General features: G+C 70.9%; 23 protein-coding genes, 1 tRNA gene and 2 riboswitches. Of the genes, 15 read left to right on the top strand and 9 right to left on the bottom strand.

Going from position 1 to position 25,831, the window contains the following annotated elements:
• Window positions 1-295: 295 nt before the first annotated feature.
• A tRNA-Leu gene (locus tag ABEB03_RS16835) sits at window positions 296-380 on the top strand.
• A gap of 183 nt (window positions 381-563) precedes the next feature.
• Here ABEB03_RS16835 and ABEB03_RS16830 read toward each other — a convergent pair.
• A complete protein-coding gene (locus ABEB03_RS16830) occupies window positions 564-1,775 on the bottom strand; it encodes a L,D-transpeptidase (RefSeq protein ID WP_345648884.1) in 1,212 nt (403 codons plus the stop codon).
• Between the two features lie 363 nt (window positions 1,776-2,138).
• Here ABEB03_RS16830 and ABEB03_RS16825 point away from each other — a divergent pair, with 363 nt between their 5' ends.
• Window positions 2,139-3,584 carry a gamma-aminobutyraldehyde dehydrogenase gene (locus ABEB03_RS16825; protein WP_345648881.1) on the top strand — a complete coding sequence of 482 codons (1,446 nt, stop codon included), beginning with the start codon at window positions 2,139-2,141 and terminating at the stop codon, window positions 3,582-3,584.
• Between the two features lie 233 nt (window positions 3,585-3,817).
• Here ABEB03_RS16825 and ABEB03_RS16820 read toward each other — a convergent pair whose 3' ends face one another.
• Complete coding sequence (locus tag ABEB03_RS16820; RefSeq protein WP_345648877.1) at window positions 3,818-5,032, bottom strand: chitinase; 1,215 nt, start codon at window positions 5,030-5,032, stop codon at window positions 3,818-3,820.
• 262 nt (window positions 5,033-5,294) lie between these two features.
• Here ABEB03_RS16820 and ABEB03_RS16815 point away from each other — a divergent pair, with 262 nt between their 5' ends.
• Window positions 5,295-6,137, top strand: coding sequence for a DUF429 domain-containing protein (locus ABEB03_RS16815; RefSeq protein WP_345648872.1), 843 nt, complete (start codon window positions 5,295-5,297; stop codon window positions 6,135-6,137).
• A 3-nt stretch (window positions 6,138-6,140) separates the two neighbouring features.
• On the opposite strand, the gene ABEB03_RS16810 is transcribed toward ABEB03_RS16815, so the two are convergent.
• Window positions 6,141-6,719 (bottom strand): TetR/AcrR family transcriptional regulator, encoded by a 579-nt coding sequence (locus ABEB03_RS16810; protein ID WP_345648869.1) that lies wholly within the window; start codon window positions 6,717-6,719, stop codon window positions 6,141-6,143.
• Between the two features lie 351 nt (window positions 6,720-7,070).
• Between ABEB03_RS16810 and ABEB03_RS16805 the strand changes: the two genes are divergently transcribed.
• Window positions 7,071-8,522, top strand: a complete 1,452-nt coding sequence (locus ABEB03_RS16805) for an MFS transporter (RefSeq protein ID WP_345648866.1) — start codon at window positions 7,071-7,073, stop codon at window positions 8,520-8,522.
• Window positions 8,523-8,678: 156 nt separating this feature from the next.
• Here the strand turns inward: ABEB03_RS16805 and ABEB03_RS16800 are convergent, their stop codons facing one another.
• On the bottom strand, window positions 8,679-9,638 hold the full coding sequence (locus ABEB03_RS16800) for an ABC transporter substrate-binding protein (protein WP_345648861.1): 960 nt from the start codon (window positions 9,636-9,638) through the stop codon (window positions 8,679-8,681).
• A 343-nt stretch (window positions 9,639-9,981) separates the two neighbouring features.
• Here ABEB03_RS16800 and ABEB03_RS16795 point away from each other — a divergent pair, with 343 nt between their 5' ends.
• Genes ABEB03_RS16795 through ABEB03_RS16780 form a run of 4 tightly spaced genes read left to right on the top strand, consistent with a single transcriptional unit; the run spans window position 9,982 to window position 14,334 of the window.
• Window positions 9,982-12,807 (top strand): ATP-binding protein, encoded by a 2,826-nt coding sequence (locus ABEB03_RS16795; RefSeq protein ID WP_345648858.1) that lies wholly within the window; start codon window positions 9,982-9,984, stop codon window positions 12,805-12,807.
• A 2-nt stretch (window positions 12,808-12,809) separates the two neighbouring features.
• Window positions 12,810-13,283: a roadblock/LC7 domain-containing protein gene (locus tag ABEB03_RS16790; protein ID WP_051371572.1), complete on the top strand. Its 474-nt coding sequence runs from the start codon at window positions 12,810-12,812 to the stop codon at window positions 13,281-13,283.
• A gap of 60 nt (window positions 13,284-13,343) precedes the next feature.
• Window positions 13,344-13,772, top strand: a complete 429-nt coding sequence (locus tag ABEB03_RS16785) for a DUF742 domain-containing protein (protein WP_345648853.1) — start codon at window positions 13,344-13,346, stop codon at window positions 13,770-13,772.
• A complete protein-coding gene (locus tag ABEB03_RS16780) occupies window positions 13,723-14,334 on the top strand; it encodes a GTP-binding protein (protein WP_078629515.1) in 612 nt (203 codons plus the stop codon). Before ABEB03_RS16785 ends, ABEB03_RS16780 begins: the two co-directional genes overlap by 50 nt.
• Before the next feature lie 118 nt (window positions 14,335-14,452).
• On the opposite strand, the gene ABEB03_RS16775 is transcribed toward ABEB03_RS16780, so the two are convergent.
• From ABEB03_RS16775 to ABEB03_RS45350, 5 genes are all read right to left on the bottom strand, one after another.
• Complete coding sequence (locus ABEB03_RS16775) at window positions 14,453-15,127, bottom strand: ABC transporter permease (RefSeq protein ID WP_345648850.1); 675 nt, start codon at window positions 15,125-15,127, stop codon at window positions 14,453-14,455.
• Window positions 15,124-15,831: an ABC transporter permease gene (locus ABEB03_RS16770; protein ID WP_345648847.1), complete on the bottom strand. Its 708-nt coding sequence runs from the start codon at window positions 15,829-15,831 to the stop codon at window positions 15,124-15,126. The genes ABEB03_RS16775 and ABEB03_RS16770 overlap by 4 nt, the downstream gene beginning before the upstream one ends.
• On the bottom strand, window positions 15,828-16,967 hold the full coding sequence (locus tag ABEB03_RS16765; RefSeq protein WP_345648844.1) for an ABC transporter ATP-binding protein: 1,140 nt from the start codon (window positions 16,965-16,967) through the stop codon (window positions 15,828-15,830). Before ABEB03_RS16765 ends, ABEB03_RS16770 begins: the two co-directional genes overlap by 4 nt.
• A 132-nt stretch (window positions 16,968-17,099) precedes the next feature.
• A complete protein-coding gene (locus ABEB03_RS16760; RefSeq protein WP_345648841.1) occupies window positions 17,100-17,852 on the bottom strand; it encodes a glutathione S-transferase family protein in 753 nt (250 codons plus the stop codon).
• A gap of 234 nt (window positions 17,853-18,086) precedes the next feature.
• Window positions 18,087-18,152, bottom strand: a complete 66-nt coding sequence (locus ABEB03_RS45350) for a putative leader peptide (protein ID WP_425589259.1) — start codon at window positions 18,150-18,152, stop codon at window positions 18,087-18,089.
• 36 nt (window positions 18,153-18,188) lie between these two features.
• Window positions 18,189-18,334, bottom strand: a riboswitch (SAM riboswitch).
• A 128-nt stretch (window positions 18,335-18,462) separates the two neighbouring features.
• Window positions 18,463-18,571: riboswitch (SAM riboswitch) on the top strand.
• A 334-nt stretch (window positions 18,572-18,905) separates the two neighbouring features.
• Between ABEB03_RS45350 and ABEB03_RS16755 the strand changes: the two genes are divergently transcribed.
• The 7 genes from ABEB03_RS16755 (at window position 18,906) to ABEB03_RS16730 (ending at window position 25,698) form a co-directional block, all read left to right on the top strand.
• Window positions 18,906-19,886, top strand: coding sequence for an amino acid ABC transporter permease (locus ABEB03_RS16755; RefSeq protein WP_345648836.1), 981 nt, complete (start codon window positions 18,906-18,908; stop codon window positions 19,884-19,886).
• Window positions 19,883-20,671, top strand: a complete 789-nt coding sequence (locus ABEB03_RS16750; protein ID WP_345648831.1) for an amino acid ABC transporter ATP-binding protein — start codon at window positions 19,883-19,885, stop codon at window positions 20,669-20,671. Before ABEB03_RS16755 ends, ABEB03_RS16750 begins: the two co-directional genes overlap by 4 nt.
• Window positions 20,672-20,792: 121 nt before the next feature.
• The gene (locus ABEB03_RS16745; RefSeq protein ID WP_345648828.1) at window positions 20,793-21,812 is read left to right on the top strand and encodes an ABC transporter substrate-binding protein; all 1,020 of its coding nucleotides are present in this window, start codon (window positions 20,793-20,795) and stop codon (window positions 21,810-21,812) included.
• A 63-nt stretch (window positions 21,813-21,875) separates the two neighbouring features.
• Entirely contained in the window at window positions 21,876-22,043 is a 168-nt protein-coding gene (locus tag ABEB03_RS45345; protein WP_425589258.1) for a putative leader peptide, read from the top strand.
• A gap of 160 nt (window positions 22,044-22,203) precedes the next feature.
• A complete protein-coding gene (locus tag ABEB03_RS16740; RefSeq protein ID WP_345649508.1) occupies window positions 22,204-23,400 on the top strand; it encodes an LLM class flavin-dependent oxidoreductase in 1,197 nt (398 codons plus the stop codon).
• 20 nt (window positions 23,401-23,420) lie between these two features.
• Entirely contained in the window at window positions 23,421-24,797 is a 1,377-nt protein-coding gene (locus ABEB03_RS16735) for an NtaA/DmoA family FMN-dependent monooxygenase (RefSeq protein ID WP_345648825.1), read from the top strand.
• A gap of 148 nt (window positions 24,798-24,945) precedes the next feature.
• On the top strand, window positions 24,946-25,698 hold the full coding sequence (locus tag ABEB03_RS16730; RefSeq protein WP_345648822.1) for an alpha/beta hydrolase family protein: 753 nt from the start codon (window positions 24,946-24,948) through the stop codon (window positions 25,696-25,698).
• Window positions 25,699-25,831: the final 133 nt, after the last annotated feature.

The following is a 25,831-nucleotide window of genomic DNA, read 5'->3' as shown; positions in this document are numbered from 1 at the left end:
TGCCGGGCGGGGGTGAGCGGCGCCCGTGGCGGGGCGCCGCTCACCCGCGGTCCCGACGATCTCCGGCGACCGCGACGCCCGGCGCGTCGCCGGCCGGCGGAGGTCGAACGGCAGCGACCGCGCGCCTGTTCCCGTAGCCGGCCCGTCACCCGTGGTGAAGGACCGAGATACCCCCTGCGGGCACCCGCGCATCGGCTCCGGCGGCGCGGAAACGCAGGTGAAAGGCACTCCGAAAGCTTGGTATTGTTGTCCATGTCGCCGCGGGGAACACCCCCGGCCGGGCGGCAGACACCTGGTCCGGGTGGCGGAATGGCAGACGCGCTAGCTTGAGGTGCTAGTGCCCTTTATCGGGCGTGGGGGTTCAAGTCCCCCCTCGGACACAACCATTGACGATATGCAAATGAGGGCCTCGACCTTACGGTCGTGGCCCTAGTTGCATGTTCGTGGCCGCCGGCGGCGAGGGCTGCTCGAGCGTCCTGACGCCGCAGGCGGCGGGCGACATGGTGTCGCCCGCCGCCCGGCGGAAGGGATTCAGGTTCAGACGCTCGGGGAGCGACGTGGCGTCAGCCGGTCGCGCTGCCCGCGACCCACTCGCCCCACGGCATGTTCCAGTCGCTGAGGCCGTTGTCGGGGGCCAACGTGGTCTTGTCCTCGGAGTTCTTGACGATCACGACGTCACCGATCATCGAGTGGTCGAAGAACCACGCGGCAGGCTGCTTGCCGTCGCCGCCGCCCTTGACGTCCTTCAGGCCCACGCAGCCGTGGCTGGTGTTGACCTTGCCGAAGACCCCGTCGCCACCCCAGTAGTTGCCGTGGATGAAGGTGCCCGAGGAGGTCAGGCGCATGGCGTGCGGTACGGCCTCGATGTTGTAGGAGGGCTTGCCGTCCTTCTTCGTGAGCCCGACGGTCGCACCGTTCATGCGAATGTGCCGGAACTTCTCGGAGATGACCATCTGACCGTTGTAGGTCGGGTGCTCGATGCTGCCGGACGAGATCGGGATGGTCTTGATCGTCTTGCCGTCCCGTACGACGGTCATCTGCTTCGTCTTGGCGTCGACCGTACTGATCTGGCTCCGGCCGATCTTGAACGAGACCGCCTTCTGGCTGCCGTTGAGGTTGAGCGTGACGACGACGATGGAGCCGGGCTGCCAGTAGTTCTCGGGGCGGAAGTCCAGGCGGTAGTCGTTCAACCAGTGGCCGACGACCTGCTGGCCGCTGCTGGAGCTGACCTGGATCCTCGACTCCACGGCGGTCTTGTTGCTGATCGCCTTGTCGAAGTTGACCGTCACCGGCATGCCCACGCCGACGGTCGAGCCGTCCTCGGGGGAGAGGTGCCCGATGAAGTTGTTCGCCGGGGAGACCGTGGTGATCGTGGCGTTCCCGGTGGCGGAGCGGCTCTTGGCGTCCTTGGCCTCCGCGGCGACCTGATACCGGGTGGCCCGCTCCAGGAGGCCGTTCGGCTTCCAGGACGTGCCGTCGGCGGACAGGGTGCCCGGAACCTCGGCGCCGGTCGCGACGGCGGTCATGGTCACCTTGGTGAGCTTGCCGTTGCTGACGGTGACCTTGACGGAGTCATTGATCCCGACACCGTAGGCGCCTTCCTTGGGCGTGATCTCTATTCGGGCGTCGGAAGCCTCCGGGGTGGCCGCCCGATCCGCCGACGCCTGCGGTTTCGGGTAGGTCCCGGCGTCGTTACCGCTGGTCGCAGCGTTGCTGGTGCCGCCGAGGGCCGTGAGTGAGAGCACACCGCCGAGTACACCGACCGCAGCCGCCATCCGGGCGCGCCCTTTACGTGCCGTGATCAAACGCTTCTCCCGTGTCACTGGTCGTTGAATCCCTGTAACTGGATGCCGAGGCAGTCCAGCTAGCTATAAAACTCTTTATATGGGTCTATCGGCACCTAAAAGAGCGAACTGTGGTGAATGCCACGCGCCGTCGAGCGCGTCGCCGAGACCCTGCTTGCGCCGACCAGGTGTGCAGATCATCCTCGGGGCGTCCTCGCAGTGGACGGTTCCGCCACTTCATGCCCCGCCGTGCGCTGATTAGCGTCGGTGTCCTGGAGCGGGAGATCGGGCCTGGTCACCGGCCGTGCCCGCGGTTCCGCGATTCCCGAGCTGCCACGAGGAGCACAGAACGTCGTGAGCGAGATCCGCACGCTGCGCAACTACATCGACGGACGGTTCGTCGACGCCGAGGACGGGCGCACGCTTCCGGTCGTCGACCCCACCACCGGCGAGGTGTACGCGAGTTCACCGCTGTCGGGGGCGGCGGACGTGGACGCGGCGATGACGGCCGCGGCGACGGCCTTCGCCGTGTGGCGCGACTCCACGCCCAGCACCCGGCAGCGCCTTCTGCTGAGGGTCGCCGACGTCGTCGAGGCGCGTGCCGAGGAACTCGTCGAGGCGGAGTGCCGCGACACCGGCAAGCCCCGCGCGGTGACCCGGACCGAGGAGATCGTTCCGATGGTCGACCAGCTGCGCTTCTTCGCGGGCGCGGCGCGGCTGCTGGAGGGCAGGTCGGCGGGGGAGTACGCGGAGGGTCTGACCTCCATCATCCGCCGGGAACCCATCGGGGTGTGCACGCAGGTCGCGCCGTGGAACTACCCGATGATGACGGCGGTGTGGAAGTTCGCCCCGGCGATCGCCGCCGGCAACACCGTTGTTCTCAAGCCCTCGGACACCACTCCGGCCTCCACGGTGCTGCTCGCCGAGATCGTCGGCGGCGTACTGGAGGAGCTGGGGCTGCCCGCGGGCGTGCTCAACGTCGTGTGCGGCGACCGCACCACCGGGCAGCTGATGGTCGAGCACCCGGTGCCGGCCATGGCCGCCATCACCGGTTCGGTGCGCGCCGGCGTGCAGGTCGCCGAGAGCGCCGCCAAGGACCTCAAGCGCGTCCACCTGGAGCTCGGCGGCAAGGCCCCGGTCGTCGTGTTCGACGACGCGGACCTCGCCCAGGCCGTCGAGGGCATCACCACCGCCGGCTTCTTCAACGCCGGTCAGGACTGCACGGCCGCGACCCGCGTGCTGGTGCACGAGTCCGTCCACGACGAGTTCGTCGCCGCGCTCGCGAAGGCCGCCGCCGACGTCAGGACCGGTGGCGTCGACGAGGAGGGCGTGCTCTTCGGCCCCCTCAACAACGCCAACCAGCTGGCCCAGGTGAGCGGATTCGTCGACCGGCTTCCCTCGCACGCCAAGGTGGAGACGGGCGGCCACCAGGTCGGTGAGAAGGGGTACTTCTACGCTCCGACCGTCGTCTCCGGTCTCGCGCAGGACGACGAGATCGTCCAGAACGAGGTCTTCGGCCCGGTCGTCACCGTGCAGTCCTTCGCCGACGAGGACCAGGCCGTCGAGTGGGCGAACGGCGTCGACTACGCCCTCGCCTCCTCCGTGTGGACCAAGGACCACGCCCGTGCGATGCGCATGTCGAAGCGCCTCGACTTCGGCTGCGTGTGGATCAACACCCACATGATCCTGGTCGCCGAGATGCCGCACGGCGGCTTCAAGAAGTCCGGTTACGGCAAGGACCTGTCGGCGTACGGCTTCGAGGACTACACGCGCATCAAGCACGTGATGACGTCGCTGTGACCGGCTGAGCCGTGCGTCGCCCGGCACGGCACGGGGCCGGACACCCGGAGGACAGGGTGCCCGGCCCCCGTGCCGGACGGCTCAGTGCCGGACGGTTTTGCCTTGCGCGGCTCAGTGCCGGACGGTCCGCCTCGCGCGGCTCCGTGCCGGACGGTCCGCCTCGCGCGGCTCCGTGCCGGACGGTCCGCCTCGCACGGTTCCGCCTCGCGCGGCTCCCGCCGCTGCGACCCCCGTCAGCAGGCGCCCTCGTCCTGCCAGGGTCCCCACTCCGAGGCCCCCGGCGCCTCGTTCTGGGTCCACCACTTGGCCTTCCAGTTGTGCTTGTTGTACGAGACCTCGTTGCCGGCGGTGTAGACCGCCGTCGAGCTCCAGGCCGTCTTGCACGCGGTGTTCGGCGGGGTCGGTGTCGGGGTCGGCGTGGGAGTGCCGGTGGGCGGGGTGACGCCCGCGAACTTCACCGAGTACTTGGCGAAGTCCCATGCGCTCTGCGCCACGCTGGAGCAAGTGCCCGATGTGCGCCCGCCGTTGTCGGCGGGGGTGCACTGACGGTCGCGGTTGAGGGACCAGAAGGTGAAGCGGTCCATGTTGTGGCTGGTGGCGTAGTCCAGCACCGTCTGGAAGTCGGCCTGCGAGAAGTACTCGCCGGTGTCGCTGCGGCCGTTCATGCCGGAGAAGCCCTCGTGGGCGTAGGCGGTGGCCTGGTCCCAGCCGAAGGTGGACTGGAGGATCGCGTTGAAGTTGGTGAGCGCGCTCGTCTGGGAGGCGGCGCCGTTGAAGCCGCCGTCGAACGGCATGATGGAGAAGTTGTTCGGCGTGAACCCCTGGGACTTCGCCTCCAGCAGCATCTGCTTGCCGAACCAGCCGGTGCCGTCCGCCGTCCCCGCCGTGGTGACGGAGACGTAGAGGCCCGGGTTGTTCTGCTGGAGGATCTTGGCGGCGCCGATCTCGTTCCTGATGGCCGCCGTGTTCTCGTACTCCGGCTCCTCCAGGTCGAAGTCGATGGCGTGCAGGCCGTACTTGGTGATGACCTGCTGGTACGCCGCCGCGGTGGACGCCGGGTCCGAACAGGCCTGACCGAGCTTGGTGCCGCCGTATCCGCCGATGGACACGGAGACGTCGCCGCCCTTGGCGCGGATGGCGTTGACGACCGACTGCACGGCGGTGTCCGAGGAGACCGCCGCGGTGCCGCCCCAAGTCGGCGAACAGCCACCGCCGTCGGGGGCCAGGACGAACGCCAGCTGGAACGCCTTGAGACCGGTCGCGTCCATGATGGCGCCCGCGTCCGGCGGGTCGTTGTCCAGTGGCATCAGATACGGGGCGGCGGCGTACCAGCGGTTGCTGAGCGCGGTGGTCGCGCCCGAGGCGTTGCCCGCGACGAGTGCGGTCGTGCCGACGGCGGCCAGGCTCACCGCGGCCGCGGCGCCCAGGCATGCGCGAAGACGTCTCACTGTGCCTCCAGGGGAGTGGGGGAAGGGCCCCAGCTTCCGGGCGCTGTCGCGATCACGTCAATAAGTTGGACTAGACCAAACGTCACTTTGGACTAGACCATGCAATTCCTTTACCCGGGCGTCCCTGGGTGAGGGTGCGGGCTCGCCCCCTGCTTCCAGCCCGTGCGCGGACCGTCAACCCTCCGCGCTCCCGCTCCGGTGCCCTGCCGCTCCTGCGTGCTCCCGCTCCGGACGCCGTCGCGCCTCTGATAGGACAGCGTCCATGGCCATCGAGCGGTACATCGGCATCGACCTCGCCTGGTCCGAGGGCGGCCCCCGGTCCGGGCCCAACGAGACGGGCGTCGCCGTCGTCGACGCCTTTGGCGAGGTGCTCGACTGCGGCTGGACCCGGGGGATCGACGAGACCGTGGCCTGGCTCGGCGAGGCGGCCGCGGGCGGCCCGGCGCTGGCGTTCGTCGACGCGCCCCTGGTCGTGGACAACCCGTCGGGACAGCGCCCGTGCGAGCGCGAGGTGGGGCGCCGGTACGGCCGCTGGAAGGTGAGCGCGAACAGTACGAATCTGGCCTCGCCCCGCCTCGCCGGAGTGGTGCTGCGAGAACGGCTGCGGGCGGCCGGCTGGGCCTACGACGACGGACGGGGCGGGCCGCCGGGCGCCGGGCGGGTCATGTCCGAGTGCTATCCGTACACGACCCTCGTCGGGGCGTCCGAGTGGGGATACGCCGAGCAGCGCCCCACGTACAAACGCAGGCCCGCAGGGGTGCCCGCGGCCGAGTGGCGGGCGGTGCGCGCCGCCGAGTGCGACCGGCTGATCGGGCGCCTGGTGGGTCTGGCGGTGGCCGATCCGCCGCTGCGGATCTCCTCCCACCCGGTGTCCCGCCGGCTGGTGGACGAGCCCTCGCCCCTGGCGTCGGCCGCGTACAAGCACCGCGAGGACCTGATCGACGCGCTCGTGTGTGCCTGGACGGCGGCCCTGTGGGTGCGCCACGGACAGGAGCGCTGCCAGGTGCTCGGTGACGACGGTCCGGCCGCGCCGGGGACGGCCGCCACGATCATCGCGCCCGCCCGGCCCGAACAGCGCAGGGGGTCGTCGGGCGACGACCGGTGAGCGTCAGCGCGTCGTGCGGACCCCGTCCAGGGCGACCGCCAGCACGCGGTCGCGCTGTTCGTCGTCCAGGAAGTTGGTGGCGGTGATGCCCGCCACCATGCGGAGCAGGTCGTCGAAGCCGATGTCCGTGCGCGCCGCGCCGGCCTCCTGTGCGCGGGTGAAGAGCGGCCCGCCCGCCTGGTACATGGACGTGCGGCAGGCCAGGAAGATCTCCGACTCGTTGTTGAGCGCCTCACGGATGGCCCGCTTGGTGACCGTGTAGTCCACGAAGCGGCGCAGCCACGAGGCCAGTGCCTCCCACGGTTCATGTCCGGCGACCTCCTGGGCCACCCGGCACAGGTCGTTCACCTCGTCCGCGTACACGCTCTCGAACAGATGGCGGCGGGTGGGGAAGTTCCGGTACAGCGTGCCGATGCCGACGCCCGCGCGACGGGCGATGTCCTCCAGCGACGCCTCCGCGCCGTTCTCCGCGAACGCCTCGCGCGCGGCGGCGAGCAGCGCGTCGTAGTTGCGCGCGGCGTCCTTGCGGTGCGGGCGCCGGGACGCGACGAGATCGCTGACGGGGAACGGCTGTGCCGTCACGGGTGCCTCCCTGAAGGGACCAGGTTGAAGCGGAGGTGTGCCTCCGGTACAGTGGAGGCGTACCTCCACTTTAGCAGTGCGGGGTGCGTTCGCCTCGGCGGTGTGCGGCCGTACACCGCCCCGGAGCGACAGCATCCCGTACCGCGGCCCGGTGTCGAGACGTCGGCCACCGGCGCGGGCCCCGCGACGACCGAGTCGTCCGCCGCCCGCACCACCCACCTCCACGTCCTCCAGGGGACCGCTCCGTGTGCTCGTCGGCGTGCAGCGCGCCGCCCCGCGGCGTGCCCCGTCCCCACGATCGCGGCCCGACGACCCCGGCCGCACCCGTTCGCTTGTTCGGAGAGGCTCTTCATGCCCGGAAAATCCACTCGCCTCACCTTCACGGTCCTCGCGACCGGTGCGGGCGTGTTCGCCATGCTGCAGTCGCTGATCGCGCCGGCCCTGCCGACCGTCCAGCACGCGATGCACACCTCGCAGTCCACCGTCACCTGGGTGATGACCGCCTACCTGCTGTCCGCCTCGGTCTTCACACCGATCCTCGGCCGGGTCGGCGACCTCGTCGGCAAGAAACGCACCCTCGTGGCCGTCCTCGTCGCCGTCCTCGCCGGCTGTCTGCTGGCCGCGCTCGCGCCGACGATCGGCGTGCTCATCGTCGCCCGCGTGATCCAGGGCATCGGCGGCGCGCTGTTCCCGCTGTCCTTCGGCATCATCCGTGACGAATTCGCCCCGGCGGAGGTGAGCGGCAGCATCAGCAACCTGTCGGCGGTCATCGCCGCGGGCGGCGGTGTCGGCATCGTCGCGGCCGGTCCCATCGTGACCGCGCTCGACTACCGCTGGCTGTTCTGGCTGCCCGTCGCCGTCGTCGCCCTCACCGCGCTGATCGCACTGCGCTACGTGCCCGAGTCGCCGCGCCGTGCGGAGGGCCGCGTCAACTGGCTCGGTGCCGTCCTGCTGTCCGGCTGGCTGGCGGCCCTGCTGCTGCCGCTGAGTCAGGCGACCCACTGGGGCTGGGGGTCCGCCCGGGTGATCGGGCTGTTCGCGGCCGCCGTGCTGCTGTTCGCGCTGTGGCTGTTCGCCGAGGCCCGTTCGCAGAGCCCGCTGATCGACCTGCGCATCATGCGGCTGCCCGCGGTGTGGACCACGAACGCCGCCGCACTGCTCTTCGGCGCGGGCATGTACGCGATCTGGTCCTTCCTGCCCGGCTTCGTGCAGACGCCCCGCACCGCCGGGTACGGCTTCGGCACGACCGTCACCGGTGCCGGACTGCTCATGCTGCCGATGCTGATCGCGATGTTCTGCTCGGGTGTCCTGAGCGGCCGTCTGGAGCCCGTCCTGGGGGCGAAGAAGCTGCTCGTCGCCGGGGCCGCGCTCGGCGCGGTGGCCTGCGGCTTCCTGACCCTCGAACACGACGAGCAGTGGCATGTGGCCTTCGCGGCGGGCGTCTTCGGCCTCGGGATCGGACTGGCCTTCGCCTCGATGGCCAATCTGATCGTCGGCAGCGTCCCGCCCGAGCAGACCGGTGCCGCGACCGGGATGAACGCCAACATCCGGACCATCGGCGGATCCATCGGTGCCGCGCTGACCGGCGTGCTGGTGACCAGCCGACTCCAGCCGTCCGGGCTGCCCTACGAGGCCGGATACACCCACGGGTTCGGCCTGCTCGCGCTGCTGTGCCTGGCCGCGGCGCTGGCCGCGCTCCTCGTGCCCGCGCAGCGTGCCCGCCGTATCGCAGGCGCGCCCCGTGCCGTCGGCGACACGTCGGGCGCCGAGGCGGAGACCGCCCCGGTCGGCGTGCGGAGCTGAGACGGCACGGCCGGCGCGCCGAGCCGGAGTACCGGCTCGGCGCGCGGAAGCGGAAGACGGACCTGGGGCCGGAGCGAAAGTACGCTCCGGCCCCAGGTCCGGCGGACGTCCGGTCCGGCGGACAACTGGTCCGGCGGACGTCCGGTCAGACGGACGTCAGGACAGGCCGGCCGAGGACAGCCACTCCTTCGCCACGTCCAGCGGGTCCTTGTTGTCGTTCTGCACCTGGCCGTTGAGCTTGACCAGGGTCTCCGTGTCGAGCTTCGCCGAGACGGCGTTGAGGGCGGAGACGCCCTCGGAGGAGAGACCGCTCTTGTACGCGAGCGGCGTCACGTTCTCGAAGCCGAAGAGGCTCTTCGGGTCCTGGAGCACCACGAACTTGTTCTTGGCGATGCCGGGGTCCGTCGAGAAGATGTCCGCGGCCTGGATGTTGTTGCCCTTGAGCGCCGCCACGGTCAGCGGGCCACCCGCGTCGAGGGCCTTGAAGGACTTGAAGTCCAGCCCGTACACGGACTTCAGACCCTTCAGCCCCTGCTGCCTGGTCTGGAACTCGGGCGAGCCGCCGATCACGATGTCCTTCGCCACGTCGGCGAGGTCGGCGATCGTCGACTTGTCCGTCAGGCTGTACTTCTTCGCCGTCGCCTCGTTGACCGCGACCGCGTCCTTGTCCTCGGCCGTGGACGGCTTCAGCAGGGTGAGCTTCGAGTCCAGCTTGGCGTTGATCGCCGTCGTGGTCTCGTCGACCGTCTTCGGGGTCGCCTTGGCGTCGAGGTAGGCGAGCAGGGCGCCGTTGTACTCGGGCAGGACCGTGATGGTGCCGTTCTTGATCAGACCGTAGGTGGTCTCGCGGCTACCGATGTTCAGCTTGTAACTGACCTTGATCCCCTTGGACTTGAGAGCCTCGCCGTAGATGTCGGCGAGCAGGATGCTCTCGGGGAAGTTGTTCGAACCGACGACGACCGTGCCGCCCTTGGCGGTGTCACCCTTCAACGGGTCGCTCTTGCCGGAGTCGTCGGAGGAACCGCAGCCCGTCAGTACGGCCGAGGCCGCAACCAGCAGGGAGACAGCGTACGTTGCGGATTTTCTGGTGCTTGTGGCGATGGTCACTTTGGTCATCCAGACTTGGCATGTGGTGGGGCGGTTTTGGCCGGAGCGCGGGGGTGTGGACGGTCCAGACGATCCAATCGAGCCGTCTCGCGGACCGTCAAGACACGAATAGATCACCGAAGGGGACCGAGCGGCTCCGCCCCGTGTGCGCAACGCGGTCAATATGCGTGTGAAACCGGCGCGTTCGCATGTCACTTTTTGGTTGATCATGGCCGCACTCTTGCGGCAGCGGCTAGTGTGGGCCGCGTCGAGGGCCTTGTTCCACTTGTCGGCCTGACCATGCCGTCGCGACCGTTGATCCACACTGCCCTGGCGAACGGGCTTCCACGGGGAACGAAGTCAAGGAGGTTGGGTGCCCGCGCACAGACGAGCCGTCACCCCGGCACAGGCGTCGAAGGCTCCCCGCACGGACAGGACGCCGCCCCTCCTCGACCGCTGGCCCTTCCGCCGGAAACTCAACGTCCTGGTGATCGTCCCGCTCGCGGTCGTCTCCGCCATGCTCTCCTACGTCGTCTACGGGCAGATCGACCGCGCCCGCTCCGCCGCCGACACCGCCCAACTCGCCCGCGACAGCGTGCAGGTGACCAAGCTCATCGACGGTGTGCAGACCGAGCACCGCCAGGCGCTCCTCGTCTCCCTGCGCCACGAGGCCGCCCGCACGGGCGACAGCGCGCCCGACACCGCCGCCTATCTCCAGTCGCAGCAGAAGGTTGCCGCGCAGATCGCGGCCGTCCGGTCGGCCTACGGGGACCGGCTGCCCGAGGCCGAGGCGCAGGCGCTCAAGGAACTCGAGGGACTCGACAGCCTCCGCAAGACCGTGGAGCAGGGCCCCATCCCCGCGGACAACATCGACCCCGCGTACGGGTCCGTCATCGAGGGCCTCATCAACGGCCTCGGTCTCGGCCAGTCCGGCAGCGAGTCGTCCTCGTCCGCGGGCAATCTGCTCGACGCGCTGCTGCGCGCCGACACCGCCCACGCCTCCTTCGAGACCAGCGTCTTCGCCGCCCGCACCCGGGACCCCAACGCGCTGATCGAGTTCACCGGCGCCGTCGGCGACTACGACCAGTACACCTACCAGGCCGAGCGGTTCACCCGGTTCGCCGACCAGGAACAGAGCAACGACCTCGCCGAGATCGAGCACAGCCCGTACCAGAGCGTGATCACGCAGCACTGGGCCGCCCTCCAGGTCGACCCCAGCGCCCTGGTCGCCGAGAACGCGACCCAGCTGCGCGCCGCACTCGACGACGCCCTGCGCGCCGACCCGACGTACGAGCGCCAGGCGCAGAACCGGCTGAAGGTCGTCCAGGGGCTCATCGACGAGATCGCCGCCGACACCCAGGACGCCTCGAACAGGGCCTGGTGGCAGGTGGCCTGGCTGATCGCCGGCACGCTGTTCGCCTTCGGGGCCTGGCTCCTGTTCTCCGTGCTGGTGCGCCGCTCGGTGGTGCGGACGGTGCGGACCCTCACGGGTGCGGCCCAGCACGTGGCGACCGCCGCCGAGACCGAGCTCGCCCGGGTCGCGGACGACGACGCCGACGACGCGGGACCGCCGCGGCTGGAGGCCGTACCGGTGCCCGTGCGGGACGAGATCGGTGAACTCGCCGAGGCCTTCAACCAGGTTCAGATCACCGCGTCCGCCCTGCTGGAGCGCCAGGTCGTCAGCCGCCGCAACATCGCCGAGATGTTCGGCAACGTCGGCCGCCGCGTCAGCAACCTGACCGCGCGTCAACTCGCGCTGATCGACTCGGTGGAGCGCGGCGAGACCGACCCCGAGGTCCTCGACCGGCTCTACCGCATCGACCACATCGCCGTACGTCTCCAGCGCAACGCGGACAGCCTCATGCTGCTCGCCGGAATCAGCGAGACGGGCCAGAACACCGACCCGGTGCGGCTCAGCAACATCGTCCGGGCCGCGCTCGGCCAGATCGAGGGCTACCAGCGGGTCACCCCGCATGCGGAGGGCGATGTCACCGTCGTGCCCGACATCATCGGCGACCTCACGCTGATGCTCGCCGAACTGCTGGAGAACGCCGTGATGTTCTCCCCGGCGACCAGCGGCGTCGAAGTGGTCATCCGTCCCCGGCACGGGACCGGCGGCGCCCTCGTCGAGATCATCGACCACGGCCTCGGCATGAGCCCCGAGCGGCTGGTGGAGGAGAACGCGCGCCTCATCCGCCGTGAACGGCTCGACCTGGCACCCACGGAGGTGCTCGGCCTGTTCGTGGTGGGCGGACTGTCGCGCCGCTGGGGCATCGAAGTCGCCCTGTCCCGCACGCCGGGCGGCGGTGTCACGGCCACCGTCGCCGTCCCCGCGTCCCACCTGCTGCTCGCCGGCCCCGCACAGGGCGCGGCGCACATCCTGCCGCCCGCCCGCCGTTCCGGCGCGGGCGAACCGCGCCCCGCCCGCATGGAGACGCCGTCCGGCTCGTCGGGACTGCCGCGCAGGATTCCGGCGCGGCCCCGGCCCGGCGAGGCCCCTGGCCACGCTCGCCACGCGGAACCGGCCGGGGGCACGGGAGGCGAGGGCGCACTGGCCCACCCCGGGAGCGCCACCGGGACGTCCCGGCCCCGGCCGGGCACCGGCGGCCAGGGAACGTCGGCGCCGGGCGCGGGAGCCGGGCGCCTCGGAACCACCGGGACGGTCACGGGATCCGGTATCCCCGGAACCCCTGCGCCGAACGCCCGCGGCAGGGCCCCCGGAGCTCCTGTCCCGAACGCCGGAGCCAGGGCGACCGGAACCGGCGTACCGCACCGGGGCGCGGAGGCGTCCAGGCCAGGCGGCCGGGGTACGGCACCGGGCGCGGACGGCGGATTCGCCGCGCGCCCCGGAACCGGTGCGGACCCCGCGCCGGGGACGGGCTCCCCGTCACGGCCCGGCCAGGCCGGCCCGCTGCGACGCCGGGTGCGCGGCGCGACCCTGTCGGCCACCACCGCGTCCAGCCGGCTGCCCAAACGGCCGCCCGTCACGAACCCGCGCCCGCCCGCCTGGCAGCCCTCGGACGCGGAGGCGGCACGATCCGAGATCGACGAGTTCGAGGCCGCCGTCCTGCGGGCCCACCGTGAGACCACCGCCCACGACCTCGGCACGGGCGCAGGGCCGGCGGACCGGCCCGGCGCCCCGAACGACCCCAGCACGGACAACAGCAGACCCTCATTCCCGGAAGGCACGAGCAAGTGACCATGTGGACAGGCGAGCCGGAGCCCCGGACCGCGGAACCGGCGACCGACGTGAAGGCCGCCGCTGCCGACTTCAACTGGCTGCTCAATCGTTTCGCCACGGAGACGGCAGGTGTCGTCGACGTGATCGGCGTCTCCTCCGACGGACTCCTCATCGCGGTGTCCCAACAGCGCGGCCAGGCCGACTCCGAGCGGCTCGCGGCGATCGTCTCCGGCATCACCAGCCTGGCCATGGGCGCGTCGGGCAACTACGGCCTCGGCGCACTGAACAAGGTGATCATCGACCTGGAGGAAGGCCACGTCCTGGTGTCGGCGCTCGGCGCCGGGGCGGTGCTCGGCGTCGTCGCCTCGAAGGAGGCGAAGCTCGGCAACATCGCGTACGAGATGACCCTGTTCGCCAACCGGGCCGGCGCGGTCCTGAGCCCGCAGCTGGTCATGGAACTGAAGAACACGGTGGGCGTCACGCCGGCCGGCTGACGTCCGACGGGGCCTCATGCCGACCGATGACGGCCCCGAGAGGTGAAGGGGGACGACGTGATGACGGCTGGTGAGCCATCGGCCATCGACGACGCCGGGTGGGAAGCGGAACCACCCGCGTCGTTCGTCCGGCCGTTCCTGCTGACCGCGGGGCGGATCGCCGGAGGCGACAGTCTCGTACCGCCGATCCCGATCGAGACCCAGGTGGTCGCGACCGATCTGGGGCTGGCGGCACTGGACGCGTTCGTCTTCGAGCAGCACCGCGACATCATCGCGATCTGCCGGGAGCCGCAGTCGCTCGCGGAGATCGCGGCGAAGCTCCGGATGCACCTGAACGTGATCCGGGTCCTCGCCGACGATCTGCGCGCCGACGGCCAACTGGCCTTGTACGCACCGGCCCACTCCAACCGCGATGTCACCGTACTGCGAAGGGTTATCGATGGTCTCCGAGCTGTCCCCGACTCCAGGGGCGCGATCCGTGAGGGCTGACGGCGAGCGGCCCCAGCCGCCCCTGCCCGTGAAGATGGTGATCGCGGGCGGCTTCGGTGTCGGCAAGACCACCACGGTCGGTGCCATATCCGAGATCGAGCCGCTGACCACCGAGGCGTCCATCACCTCGGTCGCCGCGGGGGTCGACGACCTCACCCACACCCCGGAGAAGATGACGACGACCGTCGCCATGGACTTCGGCTGCGTCACGCTGGACCCCACCCTGAAGCTCTACCTCTTCGGGACGCCCGGCCAGGAGCGGTTCGGGTTCATGTGGGACGACCTCGTGGAGGGCGCGCTCGGCGGGCTCGTCATCGTGGACACCCGCCGGCTCGACGACTGCTACGCGGCCGTCGACTACTTCGAGCACCGCGAGATCCCCTTCGCGGTGGCCGTCAACGCCTTCGACGGCAAGGTCGAGCACGATCTCGACGACGTGCGGTGGGCCCTCGACGTCGCCGACCACGTGCCGCTCACCGTGTTCGACGCGCGGGAACGCGGGTCGGTGCGCGACGCGCTGCTCGTCGTCCTCGAACACGCGCTGGCCACCGCGGAACAGTGACGAGGGGACGGGCCGAGGCCCGTCCCCTCCGACACCCGGGGGGCGAGGCCGCGGCCCGCCCCACAGGTGCGCTCTCCGGCCGCCCCCGCTGACGCGTGCGGCGCGGCCCGGTGCGGCCTCAGGCCGTACGGCGCCTGCGCACGCCGGGGGAGACCGCCACCCGGGCCACCGCCCAGAACAGCACCAGCACGAGCAGGGCGAGGACGGCCGTGAGGGTGGCGCCGCCGACCACCTTCTCGTAGTTGCGCTGGTACAGGCCGTCCACGATGTAGCGGCCCACCCCGCCGAGGCTCACATAGGCCGCGATCGTCGCCGTCGACACGATCTGGATCGCCGCCGAGCGCAGACCGCTGAGGATCAGCGGCAGCGCCGCCGGGACCTCCACCTGGAGCAGGATCTTCCCCTCCGGCATACCCATGCCGCGAGCGGCGTCGACGGGGGAGGGATCCACGTTGCGGACCGCCTCGTAGGTGGTGATGAGCACCGGCGGGATCGCCAGCACCACGAGCGGGATCATCACCGGCGTGACGCCGATGCCGAGCCAGACGAACATCAGCACCAGCAGGCCGAAGGTCGGCAGCGCGCGGGCCGCGGAGGACACGAAGGCCAGCGCGTTGCCGCCGCGGCCGGTGTGCCCGGTGACCAGGCCGACCGGCAGGCCGATGGCCGTGGCGATGGCGAGGGCCGAGGCCGAGTACTGGACGTGCTCCCAGACGCGCTGCGGGATGCCGTCGTAGCCGTGCCAGTGGGAGCCGTCGGTGAAGAACGACCGGATGAATTCGAGTACGTTCACGAGACGCTCTCCGGGGTGCGGGCGGCGCCCGCGGTCGTGGCCCTGCCGCGGCCCGCCCTGCGCGCGGACGGCGGCTGCCAGGGCGTCAGCACCCGTCGCAGCAGTACCAGCAGGGAATCGGCCACGACGGCGAGGACCGCGGTGGTGACCACCGAGTTCACCGCCAGGACCGGCCGGTGGTAGAACATCGCGGTGGTGAGCAGATTGCCGAGCGCCCCCTGGTTGCCGATCAGCGCGCCGACGCTGACCAGGCTGATGCTGGAGGCGGTCGCCACGCGCAGCCCCGCCGTGATCGCCGGTACGGCGATGGGCAGTTGGACCTGGAAGTACCGGCGTACGAGGCCGATGCCCATCGCCGCCGCGGCCGCGTTCGTCTCCTCGGGGACCGACCGGACGCCGTCGACGACCGACGGGACCAGGATCACCAGGCTGTACAGGGACAGCGGGATCATCACCGTGAGCCGGCTCAGCCCGGTGTAGTCGATGAGCACCACGAAGAAGGCCAGCGACGGGATCGCGTAGAGCACGGTGGTGACCCACAGCACCGGCGCGTAGACCCAGTTGAAGCGGACGCACAGCAGGCCGATCGGCAGTGCCAGCAGCAGGCCGACCAGTACCGGGATCAGGGCCTCCTGCATGTGCCAGGAGATCAGGCCGAGATAGCTGTGCTGGAGGTCGCTCGGTATGTCGAAGAAGCCGTTCATCGCGCGGCCTCGACCTGGGACGGGCCCGGCTCGGGGTCCGCGGCCCGCCGCCGGCGCGCCGCACGGATCGCGGCGGCGATGGTCTCCTGTCCGACGACCCCGAGCACCTGTCCCGCGCCGTCCACCGCGACCGCCTGACCGGTGGGCGACAGCACCGCCCGGTCCAGTGCGACCCGCAGCGAGTCGCGGCCCACCTCGAAGGTCTGCCCGTGCGGCTCCAGCGCCTCGACCTCACCGCCCCACGCCGTGGGGTCGGCCCAGCCCAGCGGCCTGCCGCCGGCGTCGGTCACCAGCACCTGCGCGGGCGTGTCCGCGCGCCCCGCGATCTCCTGCCAGTCGGAACCCACCGGGAAGACCGCCGTGCGGTCGAGCGTGAGCTCACGGGTGGACAGGAAGGACAGCCCGCGGATGCCCCGGTCGGCGCCGAGGAACTCCTCCACGAACGCGTCGGCGGGCGACGAGAGCAACTCGTCGGGCGAGGCGAACTGGGCGAGCCTGCCCCCGGTGCGCATCACGGCGACGCGGTCCCCGACGGTGATCGCCTCGTCCATGTCGTGCGTGACGAACACGATGGCCTTGCCGAGTTCCTCCTGGATGCGGAGCAACTCCTCCTGAAGGCCGCGCCGGACGACCGGGTCGACCGCGGAGAACGGCTCGTCCATGAGCAGGACCGGCGGGTCGGAGGCCAGCGCGCGGGCGACGCCGACGCGCTGCTGCTGACCGCCGGAGAGCTGATAGGGGTAACGGCGGGCCATGCCCGGGTCGAGGCCGACCCGCTCCATGAGTTCGGCCGCGCGGGCTCGGGCGCGCTCCTTGGACCAGCCGAGGAGCCGCGGGACCGTGGCGATGTTGTCCAGGATCGTGCGGTGCTGGAAGAGCCCGGCGTTCTGGATGACGTAACCCATGGACCGCCGCAGCGCGTTGACGGGCCGGCTGCGGATGTCCTCGCCGTTGACCCGGATCGTTCCGCTGCTGGGTTCGACCATGCGGTTGATCATGCGCAACGTGGTGGTCTTGCCGCAGCCCGAGGGTCCGACGAGAACGGTGATGGAGTGGTCCGGTATCTGGAGGGAGAGGCGGTCGACGGCCACCGTGCCGTCGGCGTACCGCTTGCTGACATCTTCGATGGCTATCAAGAGTCGGAACCCTTCGGGAACGGCTTCGCTCGTACGTGGCGCGATCGTGTGTACGAGGGTGCGTAGTCTAGTCAGTTGATGTTCGATCGCGATTGCCGCAGGTGAAGGATTCGCTGGGCGGGACGGGTTTCGTCACCCGTCGCGGCGGGTTCGCGGGGTGAGCTGACACCGGGCACCCCGGAAGGCGGGGTGCTCGCCGAGACGGCGCGCGTAGGCGTCGAGTCGGGGATGCCGGGCGAGGGTGTCGGCCGGGACGCCGGCCGCGCCGGTCTGGGTGAGCGCCGCCCACAGATCCACGTCCGCGGCGGTCAGCCGACGGCCCAGAACATATGGATACACGGCCAGTCGGCGGTCCAGCGGCGCCAGCGCCGTGGACAGGACGTCCGCCGACGCGGCCGGCGTGACGTCACGGTCCAGGAGCCGGGACAGCGCGTCGATGTCCGCGGCGAGTGCTGCCGGGCGCAGCGTGGTGACGTAGGCGGCGTCGCCCCCGCCCGCGAGGCCCGCGAGATCACGCAGGATGTCGGGGGTGTGATTGCTGACGACGCGTCCGCTCCAGCGGTCGCACAGCGTAGGGGCGGTCAGCGGGCCCTCGTAGTGGTGCCAGGTGGCCTCGTAGGCGCGGCGCAGCCCGGCGAACGCCTCGGGTGTCGCGGCGGGATCCGCCAGGACCGTGGTCGCCACCGAGTCCTGCAGGCCCAGCAGGCGCAGGGTCACGGACAGCCGCAGCGAGCGCGGACAGTCCTGCGACAGGTACAACTCGTAGCGGTGGGGCGCCGGGTAGAAACCTCCGGCGACTCCCTCTCCGATGCGGCTGCGGATGCGCGGTGCGCGGGCCGGCCCCGACGGCGCCCCGCCCCGGGGACGGAGGCCGGGCAGGGACACGGCCGGGCCCGGGTCCCCGGGGAGCGGGCAACAGGGCGCCGGGGCACCGGGGTTGGAGGTGCTCGCGTCGGCCGCGGCGCCGCCGCATGTACTGGAGATCCCTGAATCCGAAGCGCGCGACGATGTCTTGGGCATGACTCTCCCTGGGAACGACGAGGTCCCGGCCCCGCCCGTGGGCGGCGGCCGTGGAGGAACGGAGTGACTGCGCTTGCGTACCGGCTCGACGCGGCCGGTCTAGTAGGCGCTGGAGACCCGCTGCAGATCGATGTGCAGACGTCTCGTCAGATCGTTCCTGGGCATTCCCACCGGTCCCGCTCCAGGGTCCGCGCTCCTGCGCGACCACGCTTGCCCCACCACGCCGGCGGGACCCGGTCGTCACCCGGGGCACCCCGTCGCGGTGGAAGGGTTGCCTGTCAGCGGGCCGGGGCCGATCACCGCGTCGCACGGAAGAACCGAGTGACGAGGCGCTGACAATCGTGACCGTCCCCGTCAGTCTCGGCGGGCTCCCCGGAGCCGTCAAGAAGGCGTGGACCGGGTCTCACCAGGTGGTCATCCTGGCCGCCCGGCGTTGACATCGGTTTCCGGAAGTGCCTAACTTACGCCGCAGATCGGTCATGAGTGTCAGCGACAAGCCCTGGCTCGCTGTCCGGCAACCCTCCTGTCGCGGTGGGGTGCCCCAGGTGAGGACCGGACCGGAAGACCTTCGGTAAGCGCGAGCGCCCACGGGCGGGAACAGCGATGGAGACGGCGATGCACACAGCTTCGAGGAAGGCCGCACGGCGGCCCCGCGGCTGCGTCCTGCTGTGCGCCGACCGCTGCGTCGACCTGCTCCGTGTCAACAGCGCACTGTGTAGCGCCCCGGGCTGTGCCCGCTGTCAAGGCTGACGGCGTTCTGAATCCCTGACGCGCACCGCTGAGCGGTGTGCCCTCTGTCCGCCCAGCCCCCGGTACCGGCGTCCTCCCGCAGTCCGTCGTCCGCGGCCGTCCCACGGCGCCGCGCCGACGTCGCGCCCGCACGCCCGCCCCGGGGTGTCCCTCTTTGCTGGAGCACCCATGAGTGAACCCCCCGGCGCCGCCGTGTCTCTCGCCGAGGCACCGCCCGCCCACCCCCCGGCGAAACCGCTCACGGCCCAGCGGGTCCTGCCGCTGCGCAGGCCGGGCCGCTGGATCGGCACGGCCGTCGTCCTGGTCCTGCTCGCCCAGATCGTCCACGGCCTGGCCACCAACCCCTTCTACCAGTGGGACCGCTTCCGCTACTGGTTCCTGCGCCCCACGATCCTCGACGGCCTCGTCATCACCCTCGAAGTGGCCGCGCTCAGCGCCGTGCTGGGACTGCTCGGCGGGGTCCTGCTCGCCCTGGCCAGGCTCTCCGGCAGCCCGGTGCTGCGCGCGGTGAGCTGGCTGTACACGTGGCTGTTCCGCTCCGTGCCGCTGATCGTCGTGCTGATCTTCCTCTACAACTTCAGTGCCTTGTACAAGACGTTGAGCCTCGGCGTCCCGTTCGGCCCTGCCTTCGTCAGCTTCGACGAGTCGCGGCTCGCCACCGACATGGCGGTCGCCGTCATCGGACTCAGCCTCAACGAGGCCGCGTACGCCTCCGAGGTCGTCCGCGGCGGCATCCTCTCCGTCGACCAGGGCCAGCACGAGGCGTCCGCCGCGCTCGGCCTGCCGAAGGGCTACCAGTTCACCCGCATCGTGTTCCCGCAGGCCCTGCGGTCCATCACCCCGAACTACGTCAACCAGCTGATCGGCCTGATCAAGGGCACGTCCCTGGTCTTCTACGTCTCGCTGCTCGACCTGTTCGGCTCCGTGCAGACGATGGGCAGCACCTACCCCGGCGACATCGTGCCGCTGCTGCTGGTCGCCACGGTCTGGTACCTGATCCTGACGAGCGCCGTGTCCGTCGTCCAGTTCTACGTCGAGCGGTACTTCGCCCGGGGCGCGACGCGCACCCTGCCGCCGACCCCCCTGCAGAAGGCGCGCGCCGGCCTCGGGGACCTGCGGGCCCGGCTGCGCAAGGAGGCCGCCGTATGACCACCGCATCGACCCTCGAAGCGAGCCCCGCCGCCCTGGAGGTGCACGACGTGCACAAGTGGTACGGCACCCAACGGGTCCTCGACGGCATCGACCTGACGGTCCGTCCGGGCGAGGTCACGGTGATCCTCGGCCCGTCCGGCTCCGGCAAGTCGACGCTGCTGCGGGTGATCAACCACCTGGAGAAGCCCGAGGTCGGACACGTCAGCGTGAACGGCGAGCTCATCGGCGTACGCCGGCACGGCCGACGGCTGAAGGAGCTCGGCGAGCGGGCGATCCTGGCCCAGCGCAGCCGGATCGGCTTCGTCTTCCAGAACTTCAACCTGTTCCCCCATCTGACCGTCCTCGACAACGTGGCCGCCGCGCCCGTCGCCACCGGGAAGCTGAGCCGGCCCGCGGCCCAGGAACTCGCACGCGAACTCCTCGGCCGGGTGGGCCTCGGCGACAAGGCGGGCGCCTACCCGCGCCAGCTGTCCGGCGGCCAGCAGCAGCGCGTGGCGATCGCCCGCGCCCTCGCGCTGCGCCCGGGGATCATCCTGTTCGACGAACCGACCTCGGCACTCGACCCCGAACTCGTCGGCGAGGTCCTGGCCGTCATCAAGGACCTGGCGACCAGCGGCACCACCCTCGTGATCGTCACCCACGAGATCGGCTTCGCCCGCGAGGTCGCCGACCGGGTCGTCTTCGTCGACGGCGGCCGCATCGTCGAACAGGGGCCGCCCGGCCAGGTGCTGGACGCGCCGCGCCACGAGCGGACCCGGGACTTCCTCAGCAAGGTGCTCTGACCCGCACCCCCGCACCACTCCCTGACACCTCCCGGCGTGCCCCACCGCTCCCACGCACCACCCGGCGTCAGGCCCCCCACCGTCACGTCACGCCCACCCTCACTCAGCGACAAGGACAGCCATGCCTACGCACTTCTCCCGACGCAGCCTGATACGCGGGCTCACCGCGGCCACCGCGGTCGTCTCCCTGGCCGCCTCCATGAGCGCCTGCGGAGGCGACAGCGACGCCGCGACCACGACCGACGCCGCGGGCACGGTGACCGTGGGCCGGCTGTCCAACGGCGCCGCGAAGACAGCAGAGTTGAAGGTCACCGAGGTGAAGTCGATCAGCAAGGAGCTGCCCGCGTCGGTCCGCCGCAGCGGCAGGCTGACGATCGGCGTCGGAGCCCTGCCCGACGGCTTCCCGCCGCTCGCCTACGTCGGCTCGGACCAGAAGACCCTCACCGGCGCGGAACCCGACTTCGGCCGTCTGGTCGCCGCGGTGCTCGGGCTGGAGCCGGAACTGAAGAACTCCACCTGGGAGAACATGTTCGTCGGCATCGACAGCGGCAAGGTCGACGTCGCGTTCGCCAACATCACCGACACCGAGGAGCGCAAGAAGAAGTACGACTTCGCGTCCTACCGCAAGGACGACGTCGGCTTCGAGGTGCTCAAGTCGAGCAAGTGGAACTTCGGCGGCGACTACCGCAACCTGGCCGGCAGGACCGTGGCCGTCGACAACGGCACCAACCAGGAGAAGATCCTCCTGGAGTGGCAGACCAAGCTCAAGCAGGAGGGCAAGCAGCTCACCGTCAAGCACTTCGCGAGCAAGAACAGCACCTATCTGGCGCTCAACGGCGGGAAGATCGACGCCTACTTCGCGGCCAACCCCGGAGTCGCCTACCACGTGACCCAGACCGCCAAGTCGCCCACGCCGACGCGCAGCGCAGGCACCTTCTCCGGCGCCGGGGCCTCGCTCCAGGGCCTGATCGCCGCGACGACGAAGAAGGACAGCGGCCTGGCCGAGCCGATCGCCGACGCCGTCAACCACCTGATCGAGAACGGTCAGTACGCGAAGTGGCTGTCCGCCTGGAACCTCTCGAACGAAGCCGTCACCACCTCCGAGGTCAACCCGCCCGGACTGCCCCTCGACAACTCCTGAGCAGGGGCTCACGTGTTCCGGAACAGACGGCGCGATCCCGGTGTTGAACACCGCGACGACACGATGCCGGCGCGGCCCCGGGCCCGCCGGACCGGCAGGACGGAGGCGACGGAGATGCCAGGGACGTCCCGTCTCCGTACGCCGGTGATCGCCCCGCGCCGCCGCGTGCGCCTCCACTCGCGGCCGCACATCGACCTCCAGCGCGTGGCCGCCGCGCTCTGTCGTCCCTGACCTGTCACCCAGCCGCCGGGCCCGCGCCGCCGCGGGCCCGGTGATCTCGTACGGTCGATCAGGAAGGCACCCCTCCGTGTCCTCAGCGTCTTCGTTGCCCGCTTCCTCTTCCTCTGCCCTCTCCGCACCCGTCGCCGACTCCTCCGAAGGCACCGGGGTGCTGCACCTCGCCGTCGCGCTCGACGGCGCGGGCTGGCACCCCGCCGCCTGGCGCGAACCGGTGGCCCGCCCGCGCGACCTGCTCACCGCCTCGTACTGGGCCGACCTGGTCACCGAGGCCGAGCGCGGCCTGCTCGACTTCGTGACCATCGAGGACGCCCTCGGGCTTCAGTCCTCGCGCTTCACCGAACCCGACGCGCGCACGGACCAGGTCCGCGGCCGTCTCGACGCCGTGCTCACCGCGGCGCGCGTCGCACCCCTGACCAGCCACATAGGACTGGTGCCGACCGTGGTGGCCACACACACGGAGCCGTTCCACATCTCCAAGGCGATCGCGACCCTCGACTATGTGAGCACCGGCCGCGCCGGCCTGCGGGTGCAGGTGTCCGCGCGCAGGAACGAGGCCGCACACTTCGGTCGCCGTGCCTTCCCCGCGTTCCGCTTCGAAGACCTGGAGAGCCCGGCCGTCAGAGAACTGAGCACCGAGCTCTTCGACGAGGCCGCCGATCACGTCGAGGTGGTGCGCCGGTTGTGGGACAGCTGGGAGGACGACGCGGAGATCCGCGACGCCGTGACCGGCCGCTTCATCGACCGCGCCCGGCTCCACTACATCGACTTCGAGGGCAGGCACTTCAGCGTCAAGGGCCCGTCCATCACGCCCCGTCCGCCGCAGGGCCAGCCTCTGGTCAGCGCGCTGGCCCACGAGACCGGGACGGGCGCGCCGTTCCGGCTGCTGGGCCGCTCCACCGATCTCGGCTACGTCACCCCGCACGACGCCGGACAGGCGCGCGCCGTCGTCGCCGCGGTCCGCGCGGAACAGGACGCGGCCGGACGCGCCGCGCAGCCCCTGCATCTCTTCGGCGACCTGGTGGTGTTCCTGGACGACGACGAGTCCACCGCGGTGGCCCGCCGTGAGCGCCTCGACTCGCTCGCGGGACAGCCGTACACGAGCGACGCCCGCATCTTCACAGGCACTCCCGCTCAACTGGCGGATCTTCTCCAGGAGCTGGGGGAGGCGGGCCTGTCCGGGTTCCGGCTGCGGCCCGCCGTCGCGGGGCACGACCTCCCGGCGATCACCCGGGGCCTGGTCCCCGAACTCCAGCGCCGCGGCGCATTCCGGAAGGAGTACGAGGCCGCCACCCTGCGCGGACTGCTGGGCCTCGCCCGCCCCGCCAACCGCTACGCCGTCACCGTCTGAGCCGGAGGGACCGTACGACCATGAGCAAGCCCCTGAAGCAGATCCACCTGGCCGCCCACTTCCCCGGCGTCAACAACACCACCGTATGGAGCGACCCGGACGCCGGAAGCCACATCGAGTTCAGCTCCTTCGCCCACTTCGCGCGCACCGCCGAACGCGCCAAGTTCGACTTCCTGTTCCTGGCCGAAGGACTGCGGCTGCGTGAACAGGGCGGCGAGATCTACGACCTGGACGTCGTGGGCCGGCCCGACACCTTCACCGTGCTCAGCGCGCTCGCCGCCGTCACCGAACGCCTCGGCCTCACCGGCACCATCAACTCGACGTTCAACGAGCCCTACGAGGTGGCCCGCCAGTTCGCCAGCCTCGACCACCTCTCCGAGGGGCGGGCCGCCTGGAACGTCGTCACCTCTTGGGACGCGTTCACCGGCGAGAACTTCCGCCGCGGCGGCTTCCTGCCGCAGGAGGAGCGGTACTCCAGGGCGAGGGAGTTCCTGAGCACCGCGCACGAGCTCTTCGACTCCTGGCGTGGCGACGAGATCGTCGCCGACCGGGCGAGCGGCACCTTCCTGCGCGACGCGCGGGCCGGAGCGTTCGTGCACCGGGGACAGCACTTCGACATCGAGGGGCAGTTCAACGTCCCGCGCAGCCCCCAGGGCCGCCCGGTGATCTTCCAGGCCGGGGACTCCGACGAGGGCCGCGAGTTCGCCGCGGCCGACGCCGACGCCATCTTCAGCCGCTACAGCACGCTCCGGGAGGGCCAGGCGTTCTACACGGACGTCAAGAACCGGCTCGCCCGCTACGGCCGCCGCCACGACCAGCTGCTGATCCTGCCCGCCGCCACCTTCGTCCTGGGTGACACCGACGAGGAGGCGCGGGAGAAGGCCCGGGAGGTACGCCGCCTCCAGGTCAGCGGCGCCACCGCGATCAAGCACCTGGAGTTCGTCTGGAACCGGGACCTGTCCGCCTACGACCCGGACGGCCCGCTGCCCGACATCGACCCCGACCTCGGCGAGCACACCGTCGCCCGGGGCCGCGCCCAGGTACGGATGTACCGCGACCCGCTGGCCACCGCCCGTGAATGGCGCGAGAAGGCGGCAGCCAACAACTGGTCGATCCGAGACCTGGTCATCGAGACCGGCAGCCGCCAGTCCTTCGTGGGCACCCCGGCGACCGTCGCCGAGACCATCGACTCCTTCGTCCAGGCCGACGCCGCCGACGGCTTCATCCTCGTCCCGCACATCACGCCGGGCGGCCTCGACGCCTTCGCCGACACGGTGGTCCCGCTGCTCCAGGAACGCGGGGTCTTCCGCACCGAGTACGAGGGCACCACCCTGCGCGACCACCTCGGTCTCGACCACCCCGACGCGGAGGCGCCGGGTCAGCGCGTCGCGTCCTGAGACCACCGGCCCCGTTCCTGACGGGGCGCCCCCACCCGAGGGACCGGAGTGCATGGATCGACTTCCGCGCACTCCGGTCCATTTGTCTGGACCAGCTGCCATGATGCGGGCCAGGCAAGTCCTCACCGAGAAGACGGGGGAGCGACGCATGAACGGATCGGTCCGGGCTGCCCGGGCACTCGCGTGCGCGGGGGTACTGGCGCTCAGCGCCTGCGGAGGGGGCGGGGACGGGGGAGAGGACGCCCACGCCGGAGGGACGACGGCGAGCCCCACGGAGTCGGCGGCGAACGACTTCGGCTGTCTCGCGGGCAAGCAGCTGAAGAAGTCCACGACGTTCGAGGACACCGAGGGCAACGAGGTCGACGGCTACGAGACGGGCACCGGCACCACCGGCATCGTCCTGTCCCACCAGTCGAACAACGATGTGTGCTCCTGGATCCCGTCCGCCGACGAACTCGCCGCCGCGGGCTACCGCGTGCTCGCCGTCAACAGCAACTCCTCCGAGATCCCGGAGATCGAGGGCGCCGCCGCCCGGCTGCGCGAGGACGGAGCCCGGAAGGTCGTCCTGATGGGCGCCTCGAAGGGCGGCACCGCCTCACTCGTCGCCGCCGCCAGGATCAGACCGGCCGTCGCGGCGGTGGTGTCGCTGTCTGGCCCGGGCCTGTACGGCGGCATGGACGCCACCGAGGCGGTGCCGAAGCTGACCATGCCCGTGTATCTGCTCGCGGCCTCGGGCGACGGACGGTTCGCCGACGACGCCCGCACGCTGCACAAGCTGGCGAAGAAGTCGCACGGCGAAAAGCTGGAGATGGTCGCCGGCGCCGCCCACGGCAGCGACATCCTGCTGCAACAGCCGTCCGTGTGGGACGAGGTGAAGACCTTCATCAAGAGCCACGGCTGACCCCGCCGCCCGGCCCCCGCCCATGCCCTTGCCTTGGCCTGTCGGGGTGAACACCACCGGGGAGCGCCCCGAAATCGTACGAACATCGGCCCGGCCCGCTGACGATGATCGCCGGCGGGACGGGCCGGTCTCC

This window comes from Streptomyces siamensis (genome assembly GCF_039543605.1).
Taxonomy (GTDB): domain Bacteria; phylum Actinomycetota; class Actinomycetes; order Streptomycetales; family Streptomycetaceae; genus Streptomyces; species Streptomyces siamensis.
The sequence above is the reverse complement of the archived record's forward strand: the minus strand, read 5'-3'. Positions and strand labels throughout refer to the sequence as shown.